This is a genomic window from Streptomyces sp. 35G-GA-8 (assembly GCF_023534745.1).
Taxonomy (GTDB): domain Bacteria; phylum Actinomycetota; class Actinomycetes; order Streptomycetales; family Streptomycetaceae; genus Streptomyces.
Map to the genome: position 1 here is coordinate 291,966 of NZ_JAMHJQ010000003.1, position 20,037 is coordinate 312,002.

Annotated in this window: 6 protein-coding genes; 5 read left to right on the top strand and 1 reads right to left on the bottom strand. The window is 73.6% G+C overall.

Features of this window, described 5'->3' with window-relative positions:
- Nucleotides 1-97: 97 nt before the first annotated feature.
- From M1203_RS07735 to M1203_RS07755, 5 genes are all read left to right on the top strand, one after another.
- Entirely contained in the window at nt 98-6,340 is a 6,243-nt protein-coding gene (locus tag M1203_RS07735) for a type I polyketide synthase (protein ID WP_283958313.1), read from the top strand.
- Between the two features lie 70 nt (nt 6,341-6,410).
- Nucleotides 6,411-15,662, top strand: coding sequence for a type I polyketide synthase (locus M1203_RS07740; protein ID WP_249948777.1), 9,252 nt, complete (start codon nt 6,411-6,413; stop codon nt 15,660-15,662).
- 11 nt (nt 15,663-15,673) lie between these two features.
- Nucleotides 15,674-18,118: a beta-ketoacyl synthase N-terminal-like domain-containing protein gene (locus M1203_RS07745; RefSeq protein ID WP_249948778.1), complete on the top strand. Its 2,445-nt coding sequence runs from the start codon at nt 15,674-15,676 to the stop codon at nt 18,116-18,118.
- Nucleotides 18,115-18,906: a thioesterase II family protein gene (locus M1203_RS07750; RefSeq protein WP_249948779.1), complete on the top strand. Its 792-nt coding sequence runs from the start codon at nt 18,115-18,117 to the stop codon at nt 18,904-18,906. Before M1203_RS07745 ends, M1203_RS07750 begins: the two co-directional genes overlap by 4 nt.
- Nucleotides 18,903-19,460 (top strand): flavin reductase family protein, encoded by a 558-nt coding sequence (locus M1203_RS07755; RefSeq protein ID WP_249948780.1) that lies wholly within the window; start codon nt 18,903-18,905, stop codon nt 19,458-19,460. Before M1203_RS07750 ends, M1203_RS07755 begins: the two co-directional genes overlap by 4 nt.
- A 61-nt stretch (nt 19,461-19,521) precedes the next feature.
- Here M1203_RS07755 and M1203_RS07760 read toward each other — a convergent pair whose 3' ends face one another.
- Nucleotides 19,522-19,935 carry a helix-turn-helix domain-containing protein gene (locus tag M1203_RS07760; RefSeq protein WP_249948781.1) on the bottom strand — a complete coding sequence of 138 codons (414 nt, stop codon included), beginning with the start codon at nt 19,933-19,935 and terminating at the stop codon, nt 19,522-19,524.
- Nucleotides 19,936-20,037: the final 102 nt, after the last annotated feature.

Below are 20,037 nucleotides of genomic sequence, written 5' to 3' on the forward strand. Positions count from 1 at the left end.
AACACCCCTGAAATGTCAGGGGTGTTCCCCACTTCCGCGTTGATATAAATTCACCTGGATTGCTTCGATATTTAGTTGCGAGACAAGAGGGCGACGAATGGACGCGAACGCAGAAGGCGATCCGGCGAACCTGATTGCCATTGTTGGTATGGCGGGTAGGTTTCCGGGCGCGCCGGATGTCGAAAGCCTGTGGACTCTGATGATGGCGGGCGAGGACGGGATAGGCCCCATTCCGGCCGACCGCTGGGACAGCACGGCGCAGCTCGACCCCGAGAAGGAGATCCAGGCGGTCGGCGGCTTCCTGGACGGGGTCGACCGATTCGACGCCGGATTCTTCGGCATCTCGCCCCGCGAGGCCGAGGCCATCGATCCGCAGCAGCGTCTGATGCTGGAAGTGGGATGGCGGGCCATGGAGGACGCCGGCCAGCGCGCCGACGCCCTCGCCGGCACACGCACCGGCGTGTACGTGGGCGCCTCCTGGCACGACTACGAGCTTCTGCGCACCGCACGCGAGGCCGGGCCCACCCCGCACAGCCTCGTCGGCAACGCCCTCGACGTGATCGCCGCGCGACTCTCGTACTTCCTCAAGGTCCGCGGGCCCAGCATGACCGTGGAAACCGGCTGCTCCTCCTCGCTCGTGGCGCTGCACCTCGCCTCCCAGGCGCTGCGCCAGGGCGAGATCGACGCGGCGATCGTCGGCGGCACCAACCTCATGCTCGACCCGCATGTGACCGTCGGGCTCACGCACTTCGGCGGTCTCTCACCGGACGGGCGGTGCAAGGCGTTCGCCGCGTCGGCCAACGGGTTCGTGCGCGGCGAAGGAGTCGCCGCCCTCTATGTGAAGACCCTGGAGCGCGCCCTGGCCGACGGCGACCGCGTCCACGGCGTCGTCGTCAACACGGTCGTGAACAACGACGGCGGCGGTGACAGCCTGGTGACTCCCAGCCCCCAGGGCCAGGAGGATCTGCTGCGCCGCGCCTACGGCGGGGGAGTCGTACCGGAGGGCGCCCCCGCCTACATCGAGGCGCACGGTACCGGCACCGGGCGCGGCGACCCGATCGAGGCCGCCGCGATCGGGCACGTGCTCGGCCGGGACCGTGCCGACAACCCGCTGCTCATCGGCTCGGTGAAGACCAATATCGGGCATCTGGAGGCCAGCGCGGGCCTCGCGGGCCTGATCAAGATCCTCCTCGCGCTCAAGCACCGTGTCGTGCCCCCGAGCCTGCACTCCGAAGAGCTCAACCCCGCCATCCCGTTCGAGGACATCAATCTGCGGGTGGTCCGCGAGCCCACACCGCTGCCCGACAGCGGCCCCCTCTACCTCGGGGTCAACTCCTTCGGCTGGGGCGGCACCAACGCCCATGTGGTCGTCATGAGCCCGCCCGGGACACCCCCGGACGACACGCGGCCGCCCGGCGCGCGACCCGTCGCGGCGACCGGACTGCCCGCCGTCGTCCCGCTGTCCGCCAAGGACGTCCCGTCCCTCGGCCTGCGCGCCGCCGAACTGGCGCCCCTGGTCCCGGACTCCGCCGAGGACATCGTCACCCAGGCCGGCGCCCTCGCCTGGCGGCGCGACCACTTCCCGGTCCGCGCGGCCCTTGTCGCACCCGGGGAATCCGCCCGGCTGCGCACCGATCTGCTCGGCCTCGCCGCCGCACCGGACGCCGAGCCCGTGTCGCCAGGACTGACGGTCGGCAGCGCCGTGCCCCACGGCGGCACCGCGTTCGTCTTCCCCGGACAGGGCTCCCAGTGGAGCGGCATGGGGGTCGAACTCTTCCGGGACAGCCCGCTGTTCGCCGAGGTCGTCACCCGATGCGCCGACGCACTGCGCCCGTACACCGACTGGAACCTGCTGGACATCTTCTCCGGCAAGGCCGACGAGGAATGGATGAGCCGGATCGACATGCTCCAGCCCACCCTCTGGGCCATGTCGCTCGGGCTCGCCGAGCTCTGGCGCGCCTCCGGGGTGGAGCCGGACGTCGTACTCGGCCACAGCCAGGGCGAGATCACCGCGGCCACCCTCGCCGGTGTCCTCTCCTACGAGGACGCCGCCCTCGTCATGGCCCGGCGCAGCGCCATCGCCCGCCGCGCCTCGGGACAGGGGCGGATGCTCGCCGTGGACCTGGACAGGGACGCCGCCCTGGCCGCGCTCCAGGGGTTCGAGGACAGCGTCTCCCTCGCGGTGCACAACGGTCCCAGCTCCTGCGTCCTGTCCGGCGAGAAGGAGGCCGTACTGACCCTCAAGGAACTGCTCGACGCCGAGGGCACCTACTGCCGGCTGGTCAATGTCGACTACGCCTCGCACAGCCCCCAGATGGATCCCCTGCGCGACGATCTGCTGGCCGCCCTGGACCCCGTCCGCCCGCGCGACGCCGAGATCGGCCTGATGTCGACCGTACGGCGGAGCCGGCTGGCCGGGCCGGAGATGGACGGCGCCTACTGGGTGGAGAACCTCAGGAGCCCCGTGCAGTTCGCCGACGCGATGAGCGCGCTGCTCGACGACGGCATCACCCATGTCGTGGAGATCAGCCCGCATCCCGTCCTCGCGCCCGCCATCGAGCAGCTGGTGGCCGGACAGCCGCGTCGCGCCGCCGTACTGACCACCATGCGCCGCCACCAAGGCGGCACCGCGGACATCACGGGGGCCCTCGCCCGCGGCTATGTCGCGGGACTGGAGCCGTTCGGCGAACTGCCCAGGAGCTCCGGCACCGCCGTGCCCGGGTACCCCCTGCGGCAGGACCGCTACTGGACCGCCGAACGCCCCCGGGGCACCGGGGCGGCCCGCGGATTCGACACACCGCTGCTCCCCGCGCCCGGCGAGGCGGATGTCCTGCACGGCGCCTTGGAGTTGTCGCTCAACGGTCCGCCCTGGCTGGCGGACCACCAGGTGCACGGCACCCCTGTGCTGCCCGGCGCCGGAATGCTCGCCATCGCCGTCAACACCGCCCGCGCCCTCCCCGGCCCCGCCGCCCGTCGCCTGGAGAAGGTCCGCTTCCGCAAGGAGGTGGCGATGACCGAGGACATGACGAGGCTCATCGCCGAGTGGAGCGGCAACACCGGCGGCGGCGCCTTCCGGTTGCTGTCGCTGTCCGAGGGCGGCGCAGGCTGGGAGGAGAACGCCACCGCCCGTGTCGACCACCGGGAATCGCCCCGCTCCGCCACCTTCCCCGACTGGCACACCGGTCTCGACCCGGTGGACACCGACGGCTTCTACCGCTCCTGGGCGGCGCGCGGCCTCGAATACGGCCCCGCCTTCCGCGGGATCCGTACCCTGTACGCCGACCCGGCCGGTGAACACGCCCTGGCCGAGGTGGTGCTGGGCGAGCGGCTGCGGGCCGGCAACCGCGGGCGCGCGCCGCACCCCGCCCTGTGGGACGGGGCGCTCCAGGTGTCCCTCGCGCTGTGCGACGCCTACGCCCCGGGAACGGCTCTGGTTCCGACCGCCGTTGACCGCGTCGAGCTGTTGGCCGACCCGGAGGAGCCCGTCACCCAGGTGTGGTCGCACGCCGTCCGGCGGGCGGAAGGCGTCTTCGACATCGAGATCTTCGACAGCGGTCACCGGCCACTGCTGGTCATGGCGGGACTGGAACTGTCACCGCTGCCCGGCGCGGGGCCCGCGGCGGACTTCGACGCCGAGCGGCTGCACCGCGTCGAATGGACCGATCTGACCGCTCCCCGTGGCGAGACGGCAGGGGCGGGCCACTGGCTCGTCTGCGGGGCGGCCGACGACACCGGCATGGCCCGGCGGCTGGCCGACGGGCTGAGCGCCGCCGGCGCCGGAGTGACCCGTACCGTCACGGACGGGGTGCCCGACGCGTCGCCGCTCCCCGAGAACGTGGTCTTCGTCGCGCCGGACGCCACTGCCGGGTACGAAGCCCAGCGGCAAGGGCTCAGCCGGCTCGCGGGACTCGCCCGTGCCTGCTCGGAGCTGCCCGTACCGCCGCCGCTGGCCGTGGTGACGGCGGGGGCGCAGGCGGCGGAGCCCGGCGACACCCCCGATCCGGGAAGCGCGCTCTACTGGGGATTCACCCGCGTCCTGCGGCGCGAGCACCCGGAGTTGCTCGCCCGGCTCGTCGACGTCGACCCGGCGGACGCCGACGGCCCGGCCGAGTGGGCCGCCGAACTCCTCGGCGACGGCGCCGAGGACCAGGTGGCCCTGCGCGCCGGCCGCCGCCTCGCGGCCCGGCTCACCCGTGGCGTCCCGACCGGCCGAGCCGCCGCCGCGCTCCCCGCCCGGCGCTCGGCGCGGCAGCCGTTCCGGGCCTGTACGCGTCGGCCGGGCGCCCTGGAACCGGTCGAGTTCCTGCCGCTCGCCCGGCGCTCGCCCGGCGTCGGCGAGATCGAGATCGAGATCGCCGCGGTCGCCCTGGACCACGGGGACGCGTTCCGGGTGTTCGGCGCCCGGCAGGGCGGCGGCGGCCCGCTGCCGCTGGGCTCCGGCTGCGCCGGCCGGGTCACGGCGGTCGGCCCCGACATCACGGCCGTGGCGCCCGGAGACCGGGTGGTGGCCTGCGCCGTCGGCGTTCTCGCCAGCCATGTCACCGTCCGGGCCGACCACGCCGCGCTCGTGCCGGACGGGCTCGGCGACGCGGAGGCGGCGGCGCTGCCGCTTCCGCTGGCCGCCGCCTGGCACGCCTTGTCGGACCTGGGGCGGCTGGAGGCCGGGGAGACGGTGCTGATCGATCTGCCTGCCGGGGTCGCGGCCCGAGCCGCCGTCGAACAGATCTCCCGGGTGCTGGGCGCCCGGATCATCACGACGGCAATCGGCGGCGACGCCGACCCCGGCTCCGATGCCGTCGTCGACCCCACGGACCCCGACTGGGCCGAGGCGGTGCGCGCCGCCACCGGCGGCCGAGGCGTCGACCTCCTACTGGCCTCGCCCACCGGGCAGCCCGGTGACGGAAGGCTGGACGCGCTCGCCACCGGTGGCCGGTACATCGCGTTCGGGGGGAACGGCAGCCGCGCCCTCGGCGCCGAGGCGTTCAGCCGGGGCGTCGCTCTCGCCACGGTCGCGCTGCCGGGGCTGCTGGAACAGCGGGGGCGCCGTTTCGCCGCCGCCCTGCGGGCGGCCTGGGAACTGGTCGTCAACGGCAAGCTGGAGTCGCTTCCCGTCCACACACGCGCCATGGCCGAGGTGACCGAAGCCCTCCGCGAAACCGTGAACGGAGCACCGCACGGCCGACGCACCGTCCTGGTCGACCCCTCCGGAGTCGAGGCCGTGACACCGCTGCCGATGCCCGGCGGCCGGTTCCGCGCCGACGGCAGCTACCTGGTGACGGGCGGCCTCGGCGCGCTGGGCCTGAGCCTGGCCGAATTCCTCGCGGCACACGGCGCGGGATCACTCGTCCTGCTGGGGCGCTCCGCCCCCGCCCCGGCCGCCGCCGCCCGGATCGAGGCCCTGCGCGCCACGGGCATCACGGTCCGTACCGAGCGGTGCGACATCGCCGACGCGGACGCCGTGCGCGCCGTCCTCGGGGGGGTACGGGACGAACTGCCGCCGCTGCGCGGGGTGGTGCACGCCGCGGGTCTGCTGGCGGACGCCACCGTACGCAATCTGACAGCGGAGCAGGTGGAGCGGGTCCTCGCGCCGAAGGCCGCGGGTGCCCGCAACCTCGACGCGGCCACGGCGGACGATCCCCTGGACTTCTTCGTCCTCTTCTCCTCCGCGGCGGCCCTGGTCGGCAACGCCGGGCAGGCCGCCTACGCGGCGGCCAACGCCTACCTCGACGCCTTCGCCGAGGCACGGCGCCGCCGGGGGCTGCCCGCGCTCAGCGTGCAGTGGGGCCCGTTCACCGAGATCGGCCTCGCGGCGAGCGACGACCAGCGGGGCGCGCGCCTGGAAGAGCGCGGCATGGGCGGCTTCGGCCCCGACGAGGCGTGGTCCGCGCTCGTACGGATGCTGGAACGGGACGAGCCGGTGACGGGGTACGTGCCGATCCATCTCCGCCAGTGGTTCGACGCCTATCCGGACACCGCCGCGCTCGGCAGCTGGGAGCGGCTGCTCGGCGCCGCGCGCGACGGCGGCGGCGCCGCGGGCACGGGCGGCGACTTCCTGGAGCGGCTGTTGGCCCTCCCGCCCGAAGACCGTCCGGCCGCGGCCGAGGAAGAGGTCCGGGGGCTCGCCGGGCGGGTCCTGCGGCTCGACGCCGAACAGGTACGCGGGGACATCCCGTTCAAGCAACTGGGCCTGGACTCCCTCATGGGCCTGGAACTGCGCAACCGCCTGGAGGCCTCGTTCGGGCTCAAACTGTCGCCCACCCTCCTGTGGTCCTACGGGACATCGAAGGCGCTCGCCGACGCGCTGTGCGAGCGGCTTCCCGACCCGTCGGAGACCGGCTGACCCCGGTCCCGCGTCCGGCCCCAGCCTTTTCCGCGACGTTCCGTCGTACGACCGCGAGGAATACCAGCTCATGGAAAATTCCGAAAAGATCGAAAAAACCGAAAAGACCGAAGAGTTGTCGAAGACCGAAGAGACCGCCGCGTCCGACGGGGGCCGGCAGACCCCACTCACCCGCGCACTCGCCACGATCCGCACCCTGCGGCAGCGCATCGAGGAGCAGGAGGGCAGCGGGCCCGTCGCCGTGGTCGGCGTCGGCCTGCGGCTGCCGGGCGGCATCGACGACCTCGACGGTTACTGGGAGGCGCTGGCGGCCGGGCGGGACATGGTCCGCCCCATTCCGGAGAACCGGAAGGAACCGTTCACCGCCGAGTGGGAGAGACTTCCGCAGCGCGGCGGCTTCCTGGACGAAGTGCTCGACTTCGACGCCGCGTTCTTCGGCATCAGCCCGCGCGAGGCGCGTCATCTCGACCCTCAGCAGCGGCTCCTGCTGGAGGTCGCCTGGGAAGCGATGGAGAACGCGGGCCTGCCCGCCGACCGGCTCTCCGGCACCCAGACCGGTATGTACCTCGGCATCATGTGGCAGGACTACCGGGACTGGCTCGTGGGCGAACCGGATGCCTACTGGACGACCGGCAACGGCCACAACTTCGCGGCCGGCCGCATCGCGCACGCGCTCGGCCTCAACGGGCCGACCATGGCCGTCGACACCGCCTGCTCGTCCTCGCTGGTCGCCGTACACCTGGCCGCGCAGGCGCTGCGGCGGGGCGACTGCGACGTGGCGTTCGCCGCGGGCACCAACCTCATCCTGTCCCCCCGGTCCACGCGGCTGGTACAGGAGACCCGGTCGCTGGCCCCCGACGGCCTCTGCAAGGCGTTCGACGCCCGCGCCAATGGATTCGTCCGCGGCGAGGGGTGCGGGGTCGTGGTCCTGAAGCGCCTGGACCACGCCCTGCGCGACGGGGACCGCGTGCACGCCGTGATCCACGGCACCGCCGTCAACCAGGACGGCCGCTCGGGTGGCTTCACCGCCCCCAACGTGCTGTCCCAGGTGTCCCTCATCGAGAAGGCGCTCGCCGAATCCGGCCTGGCGCCCTCGGACATCGGCTACATCGAGGCCCACGGCACCGGGACCGCGCTGGGCGATCCCATCGAGATGGAGGCGCTGGCGACGGCGCTCGGCCGGACGAACGGCGGTGCCCCCCTCGCCGTCGGAGCGGCGAAGAGCAACTTCGGTCATCTGGAGGCCGCCGCCGGTGTCGCCGGACTGGTCAAGGCGATGCTCTGCCTGCGTCACCGGAAGGCTCCGCCGGTCGTCCACTTCCGTACGCTCAACCCCAGGGTCGATCTCTCCGGTACGGGCATGACCGTGCCCGGGGAACTCACCGACTGGGCCCCCGGCAGCGGCCGTTACGCCGGTGTCAGCTCCTTCGGCATGAGCGGCACCAACGCGCATGTCATCCTCGGCCCTCCCGAGGACACCCGCCGCGACGGTGGCCCCCGCACAGATGGCCCCCGGGTCGAGGGGTTCGAGATCTCCGCGAAGACGCCGGAGGCGCTGCGCGCCCTCGCGGGCCGGTACGCGGACCGCGTCTCGGCGCTCGGCCCGGAGTCCTACGCGGCCTTCGCCCACACGGCGGGCGCAGGGCGGACCCGCCACGCGTTCCGTGCCCGCCTCACCTGCGCGGACGTCGAGTCGGCGGCCGGGGCCCTGCGGGCGCTGGCGGCCGGTGAGCCGCGCGCCGACGTGACCCTCGCCGAGGGGGCGGCCCCGGAGGCCGGTCACCTCGGGGACGCGCTGCCCCGCGACGTCATCGATCTGCCCGCCTATCCCTGGCAGCGCACGCGTCACGCGCCCGAGACCCTGCCCACCGGGCCGGTGACGCCCGCGGCGCCGGGCGGCGCGGCGGCCCCGGCCGACAGGGAGCACTCTCCTTTGCCGACCGCGCACCGTACGGTGTGGCAGCCGGCCGAACCGACCGGTGCCGCGCCCCCCGGCTCCCTGATCCTCGCGGGCGACGACCAGGAACTCCTGGAGACGCTCGCACGCGAAGCGTCCGCCCGGGGGGTGCGGGGGACCCTGCTCACTCCCGTGCCTCCCGGGCGGGCCGACGGCTGGGCCACCGCGGAACTCCCCACCGACGCCCAGGCCTGGCAGCGGTTCTGGGAGGACCGCGAGGACCGGGAACCGCGAGCCCTGCTGCTGGTCATGAAGGGCGACAGGCTGCCCGTCGGTCCGGACACCGACGAGCCGGGCGCCGCCGGATCCCGCACCGCGGACCCCTCGGTGGACCCGCTGGCCGACGGGGCGGCTCTCTGCGCCGCCGTGACGGCCGCCGTCTGCGCCGCCGCGGGCGGCGAGGGGGACCTCGGCCGTGCGTTCGTGGTCACCCGGGCCGCGGTCCGCACCTCGGACGGGGACCGCACGGTGTGCACGGGGCACGGACTCCTCCACGGGCTCGCCCCGGTGCTCGGACTGGAACTGGGCACCGCCTGGGGCGGGATCATCGATCTGCCCCTCGCCCCCGGGGACGACGACACCGGCGCCCTCCTCGACTTCGTGGCCGGCCAGTTCATGTCGGCGGCGCCCGGTGTCGAGGACCTGGCGGCGATCCGCGACGGCCGGGTCATGGTGGCCCGGTTGACCGAGGCCGCCGGGCACACCGCCGAGCTGACCGTGCGTGCGGACGCGACCTACGTCGTCACCGGCGGGCTCGGCGCCGTCGGCAGGGAACTCGTCGGTGACCTCGTGCGCCGCGGTGCGCGCAATCTGCTGCTCATCGGCCGCCGTCCGGAAGACGAGTTGGGCCCCGAGGCCGCGGCACTGCTCACGAATCTCGCCCGGGGCACCGACCGCACCGTCTACCGGGGCGGCGGCTGCGACACACCGGAGGCGCTGGAACGGGCCTGCGAGGTACTGGCCGACATGCCGCCCGTGAGGGGTGTGCTCCACGCGGCGGGGACACTGCGGCGCAGCCCTGTCAGGGAGACGGGCGCAGAGGAATTCGCCGCCGCCCTGAGCGGCAAGGCCGCCGGCGCCTGGTGGCTCCATCTGGCCGGCTGTGCCTGGCCGCTGGACTTCTTCGTACTCACGTCCTCGGTCTCCGCCCTGTGGGGCACCGAGGGCTGTGCCGCCTACTCGGCCGCCAACGGCGCCCTCGACACCCTCGCGGCGCATCGCAGATCGCTCGGGCTCCCGGCGGTGAGCATCGCCTACGGTCCCTGGGCGCTCGGCGGCGAGGGCATGGCCGACTCGGCACTGCGCGAGCGTTCCGCGCGGATGGGGGTCGGCACTCTCGACGCCGCTACGGGCCGGGCGGCCCTGACCGGGCAGGCACCCGGCGCCGATGGCCGGCTGGTGGTCTGTCCGCTGGATCTGCCCCGGCTCCGCCAGGTGATGGCGGGACTCCGGCCACGCGGCCTGTTCGGTACGCACGACACCACGCCCGCCGCACCGGCGGTGGGTGCGCACCCCTTCCTCGACGGGCTGACGCCGGGTGAGCGTACGGCCGCGGCGCGGGCCATGGTGACCCGTCTGCTCGCGGCCCAGCTCAGCCACGCGGACAGCACCGCCGTGCGGGAGAACGTCGGCTTCTACGACCTCGGCCTCGACTCGATCATGGCCGTCGATCTGACGGCGCGACTCTCCGAGGCGTTCGGGACGACCGTCCAGGTCGCGGATGTCTTCGACCACCCCACGGTCGCCGAACTGGCCGCGTTCCTGCTGTCCAGGAGCGACGGAGCCCCGGCGCCCTCCGGGGGACGGCCCGCGCCTGCCGCGCCGGCAGGAACGACCACCACCGCGGCCGGGACGCGCCCCACCGCGGCCGGAACGACGCCCACCGCGACCGAGAAGGAACCCGCCGAGGCCGGGACCACCGGCGAACCCATCGCCATCGTCGGCATGGCCGGCCGATTCCCCGGCGCCGACTCCGTCGAGGAACTGTGGGAACTCCTCCGCGACGGCCGTGACGGTGTCACCGCGGTGCCCGCCGGGCGCTGGGACACCTCCGCGATCCGCCCCGGTACGGTCACCACCGACCAGGGCGGTTTCCTGAGCGACATCGACCGCTTCGACGCGGGCTTCTTCGCCGTCCCGGCGCGCGAGGCCGAGAACCTCGACCCCCAGCAGCGACTGCTCCTCGAATCCGCCTGGCACGCGATGGAGGACGGCGGCATCGACCCGTCGTCCCTGCGCGGCACCCGCACGGCGGTCTTCGTCGGCGTCAGCTACGCCGACTACGCGCGGCTGTTGGCCCAGGACGGCCTGGACGGGGTCGACGCGTACTACAGCACGGGCACCGCGCTCAACGCGGCGGCCGGCCGCATCGCCTACACACTCGGGCTGAACGGGCCCGCCGTCGCGGTGGACACCGCGTGCTCCTCCTCGCTGGTGGCCCTGCACCTGGCCGTCGGCTCCCTGAGGTCGGGCGAGAGCGACACGGTGCTGGCCGGTGGGGTGAACGTCATGCTCGACCCGGCCTCGTGGGCCGCCGTCAGCCAGGCGCACATGCTGTCGCCCGACGGCCGCTGCCGTACGTTCTCGGCCGACGCGAACGGATTCGTGCGCTCCGAGGGCTGCGGTGTCGTCGTCCTCAAACGGCTCGGCGACGCCCGGCGCGACGGCGACCGGGTGCTCGCCGTCATCCGCGGCAGCGCCGTGAACCAGGACGGTGCCTCGTCCGGGCTGACCGCCCCCAACGGCCGGGCCCAGGAAGGCATGCTGGAGGCGGCTCTGACCCAGGCCGGCGTCGCCGGCTCCGACATCTCCTATCTGGAGGCGCACGGCACCGGCACCGCGCTCGGCGACCCGATCGAACTCGGTGCCGCCTGGCGGGTCCTCGGCGCGGGGAGGGAGCCGGGCCGGCCGCTGCACGTGGGATCGGTGAAGAGCAACATCGGCCACTGCGAGTCGGCGGCGGGCATGGCGGCGCTCTTCAAGACCGTGCTCGCGCTGCGGCACGACCTGATCCCCGCCAACCTCCACTTCCAGGAGCCCAACCCGCATGTGGACTGGTCCGGGATGAATGTGCGCGTCGTGGACACCGCCACCGCCTGGCGGCGCGGCGACGGGCCTCGGGTCGCCGGGGTGTCCGGATTCGGCTTCACCGGCACGAACGCCCACCTGGTGATCGCCGACGCCCCGGACGGGACCCCGACGCCCCCTCGGGCCAACGCCCCGGCCGTGCCCGCGACGGACGCGGCGAGCCGGCCGAAACCGCCCTCGCGCCTCGTCCCGCTCTCGGCCCCCGACCCCGAGGGGCTGGAGCGTCTGACCTCGGCCTGGGCCCGGAGGCTGGAGAACGCCACCGAGGACGACCTGGACTCGCTGGCCGCCACCGCCGGTGCCGGACGCGCCCACTTCCCGTATCGCCGCGCTCTGCTCGGCGCGACCCCGGAGCAGCTCTCCGCCCAACTGGACACCCCGGCCGAGGCCGCCCCACGCGCGCCGCGTGTCGCGTTCCTCTTCACCGGCCAGGGCAGCCAGTACTACGGCATGGGCCGCGAACTGTACGAGAACGAACCGGTGTTCCGGGAGACGTTCGACACCTGCGACCGGGTCCTGACACCACTGCTCGGCGCGTCCCTCGCGGACCTCGTGTACTACGGCGACGACCGGACCGCCCTCAACGAGACCCGGGTCACCCAGCCCGCCCTTGTCACCCTGGAAATGGCCCTGGTCAGCCTCTGGGCGTCCTGGGGTGTCCGCCCCGCCGTCGTCATGGGGCACAGCGTCGGCGAGATAACGGCCGCCATGGCCGCCGGGGTGATGGACCTGCCCACCGGCCTCGGGCTGATCGCGCACCGGGCCCGTCTCATGCAGGGCACCGAACGCGGCGCGATGCTGGCCGTCGTGGCCACCGAGGCGGACGTCAGGGGCTGGACGGCGGACACCGGACTGGACATCGCGGCCGTCAACGGCCCTGAGTCCGTCGTGGTGTCGGGCGCGCCCGACGCGGTCGACGGCCTGGCCGCCCGGCTGAAGACGAGGGGCGTGCGTGCCCGCAGGCTCAGCGTGTCGCACGCCTTCCACTCAAGCCTGCTGGATCCCGCGCTGGCGGAGTTCGACGCGGTTCTCGCCCCGCTGGAGTTCACCGAGCCGGCGCTGCCCATCGTCTCCAATGTGACGGGCCACCTCGCCGCGCCCGGCGAGTACGACGCCGGATACTGGCGCCGGCACGCACGCCGGCCCGTGCGTTTCCTCGACGGCGCGCGCCAACTCGCCCTTCTGGGCGTCGACATCTGCCTGGAGATCGGCCCGGACCGCACGCTGGTCAACCTCGTCAAGGGAGCGGGACTCGCGGAGAGCCCCGGGCTCGCCTCATCGCTGCGGCGAGGGACCGGTGACCGCGCCGCCCTGCTCGCCGCCGCGCGGCAGCTGTATCTGGGCGGCCAGACCATCGACTGGGAACAGGTGACCCCGCGTCGCTCCCGGCCGCGTGCCGGCGCACCGCGCTATCCCTTCGCGCGGACGCGGTACTGGACCGGGGCGGGCGGGCGTGCCGTCGCCAGGGGGACCCGGCCCGTGACCCGGGGCCCCGCCTGGGGGACCGAGATCCGCTCGCCCGCCCTGGGCGGCCGGGTCTGGACCACCGAGCGCAGTACCGAATACCCGGCCCACCTCACCGACCACCGGCTCTACGGCACGGTCTCCGTGCCCGGCGCCTCCCAGACGGCCACCGTCCTCTCCGCCCTCGGCAGCGGCGGTGTTCCCGTTCAGCTGGCGGATCTTCACTTCCCGCGCGCCCTGGTGCTGCGGGACGGGGAGCGCTACGAGCTCCAGATCGTGGCGGAGCCGCGGGAGCGGCAGTCCCGTGGCGTCAGCGTCCACAGTCTGCTCGACGGCGAGACGGGGCGCTGGCAGGAGCATCTGGTGGCGAGGATCGCGGACGCGGGCACCCGGCAGGAGACCGGCCCGCACGCGGCGGCGCCACCCGACCCGGCGGCGTTCATGGAGAGCGCCGACCGGCACCTCTCGGGAGCGGACTTCTACCGGCATCTGCGCTCGCTCGGCTACCACTTGGGACCGTCCTTCCGGTGGATCGGTGACGCGTACATCCGCGGCGACGAGGCACTTGTCCGCTTCGTCGAACCGGCGGAGATGAACGAGTCCCCGGACGGCTACGAGATCCATCCCGGTCTGCTCGACTCGTGCCTGCAGAGCGCCGTGGCGTTCGCGGTCACCGGCGAGCGCGTGACGGAGGAGGACGGGCTCGCCATTCCCTTCTCCATCGCCCGGCTGTCCTTCCCCCGCCGCCCGGTCCCCGGCCAGGAGTTGTGGGGACATGTCCGCGCGGTGCGCGAGGCAGGACCGGACGACGGCCTGCTCCAGGTGAGGTCCGCGGACCTGCGTATGTTCGACAGCAGTGGGGCCACGGTGCTGGCGGTGGACGACTTCCGGTTCCGCCGTGCTCCGCGCGATCTGCTCCAGCGTTCGCTGAGGGAGGGCGTCCGCCACACGTACGACCTCGCCTGGACGGTGCGGAAGCCGGCCACGGCCGCCGTGACCGGTCCGGTGAGGAGCCGGCGGATCGCCCTGCTGGGCGCCGGCACCGAGCTCGGCCGCGCGGTGCGCGAAGCCTGCGCGGCCCACGGCCACGAGGTGGAGCCCGTACCGGACGGCGGGGCCGGCACACCGAGAGCCGACCTCGTCGTGGACGCCCGGTTCGTGACCGGCCGGGAGGGCGGTGCGGGACCGGCGGACGCGCTCGCCGCGGCGCGGGAGCTGACCGGGACCCTGCACGCGGTGGACCGGACCGTTCCGTACGCCGTGCTGGGCGACATGGGCGACGACCACGCGCGGGGCGGCGGCGTCGGCGCGCCGGTCCGCGAGGCGGTGTGGGGTCTGCTCACCTCACTGGAGGCCGAGCAGACCGACCGGCGGCTGCTCCGGATCGGGCTCGCCGCCGACTGGAATCCCTCGGTCCTGACGGACGCCCTGATCCGGTCGCTCGACGAGGGTGTTCCCGAGCCCCGGCTCGTGATCGGCCCGGACGAGGTGCGGGTCGCCCGGCTCGTCCCGTACGACGCCGACCCGGGGCCGGCGCCGGACGCGTCCGCGAGCGGCGCCGCGGCCCTGATCACCGGGGGGCTCGGCGCGCTCGGCCTGAGCACCGCCCGGTTCCTCGCCCGTCGCGGTGTCACGGCCATCACGCTCATGGCCCGCTCGGCGCCGGATGCCACGGCCCTGGCCGTCATCGACGAACTGACCGCCCGCGGCGTCCGGATGAGCGTCGTGCGAGGAGATGTCACCGATCCGGCGGCCTGCCGCGCGGCCGTGGCACGAGCCGGACAGGAGACGCCGCTGCGTACGGTGCTGCACCTGGCGGGCGTCACCGACGACCAGGCGTTCGACCGGCTCGACGCCGGCTCCTTCGACGCCGTCTTCGCCGCCAAGGCGCACGGGGCGGCGAACCTCGCCGATGCCCTGGCCGGCCGGGAACTGGACGCCTTCGTGCTCTTCTCGTCCGCGTCGGCGGTCCTCGGCAACGCCGGGCAGGTCAACTACGCGGCGGCCAACGGATATCTGGACGGTCTGGCGATGACGCTGCGCGCGGCGGGCGTCCCCGCCACAAGCGTCAACTGGGGCCCGTGGGCGCCGGAGTCCAGGGGTGGCATGGCCGCCTCCGCCGCCGTCGAACGGGCCATGGAACGGCGAGGTCTGCGTTCACTCACCGACGAGGAAGCGGAAGCGGTGATCCGGACGGTCCTGTCCGGCGGCCCCGGGGGCCGGCTCGTGGCGGTGGCCCTGGACCGTGAGGGGTACGCACAACAGCTCGCGGACCATCCCAGGGCCGCCCTCGTACGGTCACTCGCCGCCCGTCAGGTCCGCTCCGCCGGAGCGGAGCCGGCGCGTGGCCGACTGACGGAACAGCTCACCGGGCTCGACCGTGACGACCTCGTGGACCGGCTCCGCCAGGCCGTGCGGACCGTGGCCGGTGAGGTGCTGGGGGACGAGACCGCCATCGTCGACGACCTCGGGTTCACCGAGACGGGGCTGGACTCGATCATGGTGATCGACCTGCGGACGCGGCTGTCCCACGCCCTCGGCACGGACCTGCCCGCCACGGTGGCGCTCGACCACCCCACCGTCGGCCAACTGGTGTCCTACATCGCCGATCTCCTCTTCCCGGCCGAGCCCTCCGGACCGTCCGGACCGTCTGCCGAGCCGGCGGAACGGACGACAGCGGTACCACCCACGGCACCGGCGGCACCGGCGGACTCCGGTACGCGTCTGGAGGAGCTGTCGTTCGAGGAACTCGTCCAAGCCGTGCAAGCAGATGTGGTGACAGAAGTGGTGACAGATGTGGTGACTGAGAAATGAGGGCGCACACCATGGAACCCGCGCAGATCCGGCAGCTCATGGAGGATCAGCTCAAGCACTCCCGGCGGCTCCAGGCACGTATCCAGGAGCTTGAGGACCAGCGGCACGCACCGCTCGCCGTGGCGGGGATGAGCCTGCGGCTGCCCGGGGGACTCGACACTCCGGACGCCTACTGGGACTTCCTGCGCGGGGAGGGCACGGCCGACTCGGAGATCCCCGAGGACCGCCCCGGCCTGCGCGCGGCGTACGACCCGGTCCCGGGCAAGCCGGGCCGCTCCTATGTCGACCGGGCCGGCTTCCTCTCCGACATCGCCCACTTCGACGCCGAGTTCTTCGGTATCTCGCAGCGCGAGGCCAAGCTGCTCGACCCGCAGCAGCGGATGCTCCTGGAGACCGCGTGGGAGGCCATGGAGCGGGCGGGCATCGCCGTCCGCCGCTCCGACCGGCTCGACGTCGGCGTCTATCTGGGCATGATGGCCTCGGAGTACGGGGAGCGCCTTGCGGACCGCTCCGACCTGACCCGTATCGATCCGTACTTCACGACCGGCGGGGGGCTCTGCTTCGGGGCCGGGCGCATCAGCCATGTGATGGGTTTCCGCGGGCCGGTCCTGAGTGTGGACACCGCGTGCTCCTCGTCGCTGAGCGCCCTGCACCTCGCCGTCCGTGCCCTGCGCGACGGCGAGTGCCGCTACGCCCTGGTCTGCGGGTCCAATCTGCTGCTCTCCGCCGGCCTGATGGTCTCGCTCTGCCAGACCCGCGCCGTCTCCCCGGACGGCCGGTCGAAGTCCTTCCTCGCCTCGGCCGACGGATACGGACGGGGCGAGGGGGTCGGTGCCCTCGTCCTGATGCGGCTGGAGGACGCCGAGAACGAGGGGCGTCCCGTGCTCGCCACCATCCGCGGCTCGGCGGTCAATCACGACGGGGCGGCCTCCGGGCTCACCGCGCCCAACGGCCCCGCGCAGCAGGAGGTGTTCCGCGCCGCGCTCGCCGACGCGCGCGTCGGCCCCGGTGAGCTGGGCTACGTCGAGGCGCACGGCACCGGCACCGCGCTCGGTGACCCCATCGAGGTCGGCGCCCTCGACGAGGTGGTCGGCGCGGCCGTACGGGAGCGGGGCGTGCCGCTGCCGATCGGCAGCGTCAAGGCCCGCCTGGGGCACCTGGAAGCGGCTTCCGGTATCGCCGCCGTCATCAAGACGGTGCTCATGCTCCAGCACGGTGAGATACCCGCGGCGCTGCCGGACGACGGCGCGGAACTGAACCCCCACATTCCGTGGGACCGGCTGGCCCTCACCGTGCCGCGCCGCGCGCGCCCCTGGCCGCTGCCCCGCAAGGTGGCCGGGGTCAACTCGTTCGGCATGAGCGGCACCAACGCCCATGTCGTTCTTGAGGCGTACGAGCCGGCCGGCCGCCCGGCACCCGCCGCCACCGGCCGCCCCGAACTGCTCACCCTGTCGGCCAGGGACCCGGTGGCCCTCGCGGAACTCGTGGGCGCGGTGAGCGGTTACCTCAAGAAGACGGACGAGGCCCAACTCCCCTCGCTCTGCCACACGTTGCGTACCGGCCGAGCCACCTTCGCCCACCGGATCGCCGTCACCGGTACGACGGCGGGCGAACTCGCCGACGGGCTCGCCGACGGACTCGCGACGGCACAGGACCGGGCTCCCGCCGACGCGCGCGGTCAATCGGCCCTCCGCACGGTCGTGTTGCGGATCTCCGGCGACGGGACACGGCTGGCCGAAGGGTTCGCCGAACTGGCGGACGCCTTCCCCGCCGCGGCCGTCGGACCGGACGCGCAGGAGCGGGAGCCGGGTGGCGCGCTGGCCCGGCTCGTCGGCCGGTTCGGGATCCGCGTCCGTCCCGAGCACGACAGCGGGGCCGCGGAACCCGCGCGTCTGGAGTGGGAGTCCCCCGGCGGCACGAGCTCGGTGCCTCTCGTCGGGCACGACCCCGGCACCGCGCCCGGATTGTTGCTCGCCGCTCTCGCCGAGCTCTTCCGGGCCGGCGCGGATCTGCGGTTCGCAGAGCTGGGCGCGGCCGGTACCCCGCTGCTCGGCGATCTGCCGACGTATCCGTTCCAGCGCAAGCGCTTCTGGATCGACGAACCGCTTGTCGGCGCGGGCGGCGGCCAGGAGGACGCGGCCGTCGCCGGCCGGCGGCAGGGCGCACCCGCGCCCGTGGACCGGGAAGCCGTGCGCGCCTACCTCATGGCCGAGCTCACCGACGCCCTGCACGCCTCCGAGGAGCCTGACGCCGACGGGTCCTTCCTGGACGCCGGCGGTGACTCCCTGCTGTCGGTCCTGTTCATCACCAAGGTCGAGGAGAACTACCGGCTGGGTCTGACGGCGGAGGAGCTACCGCTGGATCTGCCGCTCGGAGAGCTCTTCGGCCGGCTGGCCGACGACATCGCCGACCAGGCCCGTACCGCCGGTGCCGACGGGCGGGAGCAGGGCGTATGAGTCACTTCGTACGCCCCCGGAGCCTGGCGCGGCCCGCGCTCCGGCTCGTGGCCTTCCACCACGCGGGCGGATCGGCCGCCTCGTACTTTCCGATGACCCGGCAGATGCCCGCCGACTGGGACGTGCTGCTGCTCGATCTGCCGGGCCGGGGCAAGCGCCACGCACAGCCCGCCCTTGAGGACATGGACGAGATCGTGGCGGCGGCCACCGAGGACGTCCTGCCCTGGGCCGACGGAACGCCACTGGCCCTGTTCGGGCACAGTCTCGGGGCCGTCGTCGCCCACGAGACCGCGCGGGCGCTGGAGGCACGCCGCGCCGGACCCGGCTGGGTCGGTGTCTCGGGCCGGGGGGCACCGGGCCATGAGGTACTGACGAGGCTTCCCGACCACGACGGTTCGGACGCGGAACTCATGGCACGGCTGCGGGACATGGGCGGCATGCCGGCCCAGCTCGACGCCGTACCGGAGTTCCGCGACCGCTTCCTCCGGGTCGTCCGCAGCGACCTGCGCGCCGTCGCGGAGTACCGCCCCGACGCGCACCGCCCACCGCTGGCCGCGCCGCTGACCGTCTTCTCTGCCACGCACGACTCCTGGGCGCCGATCGCGTCCATGGCCGACTGGGCCCGGCAGACGCGCGGGCGGTTCACCGAACGCGTCTACACCGGCGGGCACTTCCACTTCCTCGGCAGTACTCGCGAGTCGTTCACCGCGGACATGGCCGACGAGATACGGGCCGCGCTGCTGCCCATGTCCACCGTTCCGTCCTCTCCCGTCCACACGTCCCCGTGACCTATCAGCAGGAGGCGAGCACCATGGTGCCGGAAGCCGACCAGCCCGACATCCGTCCGCTCATGGCCGGGTTTCCCACCGGCGTCGCGGTGGTCACGACACTCGCGCCCGACGGGCAACCGTGGGGGATGACCTGCACCTCGCTGTGCAGCGTCGCGCTCGATCCGCCGACGCTGCTGGTCTGCCTGCGTCAGGGCAGTCCGACGCTGGAGGCGGTGAAGGGCAGCGGGGCCTTCGCCGTGAACATCCTGCACAGTCAGGCCCGTTCGACGGCGGAGCTCTTCGCCTCCGGCGCGAAGGACCGCTTCGAGAAGGTCCTGTGGCGCACGATGGGACCGATCGGAGGCCCGCACCTGTACGAGGCGGCGCACACGATCGCGGACTGCGCGGTCGAGGACGTGCAGTTGGTCGGGGACCACGCCGTGGTCATGGGGCGGGTCGTCGCCATCACGCAGTTGCAGTTGCAGCTGCCCCTGCTGTACGGCATGCGCCGCTACGGGTCCTGGACCGACTCCGCGGAGGACAGTCACCTGTACTACGACTTCATGTCCTGAGGCGCCACGGGTCCCTCGCCCCTGCCGGCCAACACCCCCGAGTGCCGGTGGACACCGCGGCTCAGAAGCGGGAGGAGGCGGCAGTACCGGCCTGGGCGCGGTTGACCCGGATCTCGTCGTGATGGTCGGCGGCCCAGCCGATCAGCCGCTTGACGATCTCGTGCAGGCCGCGGCCGAGCGGGGCGAGGGCGTACTCCACGCGCGGCGGCACCTCGGCGTAGGCGGTCCGCGTGATCAGACCGTCCTCCCGGAGCCGGCGCAGGGTGTGGGTGAGCATGCGCTGGGAGATGCCGGGGATCTGGCGCTGCAGGTCGGTGTAGCGCAGTGGGCCGTCCTCCAGGACGGCGATGATCAGCATGCTCCACTTGTCGCCGACCCGGTCCAGGACCTGCCGGATGAAGGCCATGCGGTCGGCGGGGATGCCCGCGCAGGGCCCGATCACCGCCGCCATGTCCGTACCCGCGCTGTCCCGCATGGCGCCCGTTCCTCTCCGTCGCGCACACCGATGTGCCTTTTGTGACGCCCTCCATACTGGCGCATCATGGCGTTACGAACAAATGAGAGGAATTGGAGGAGC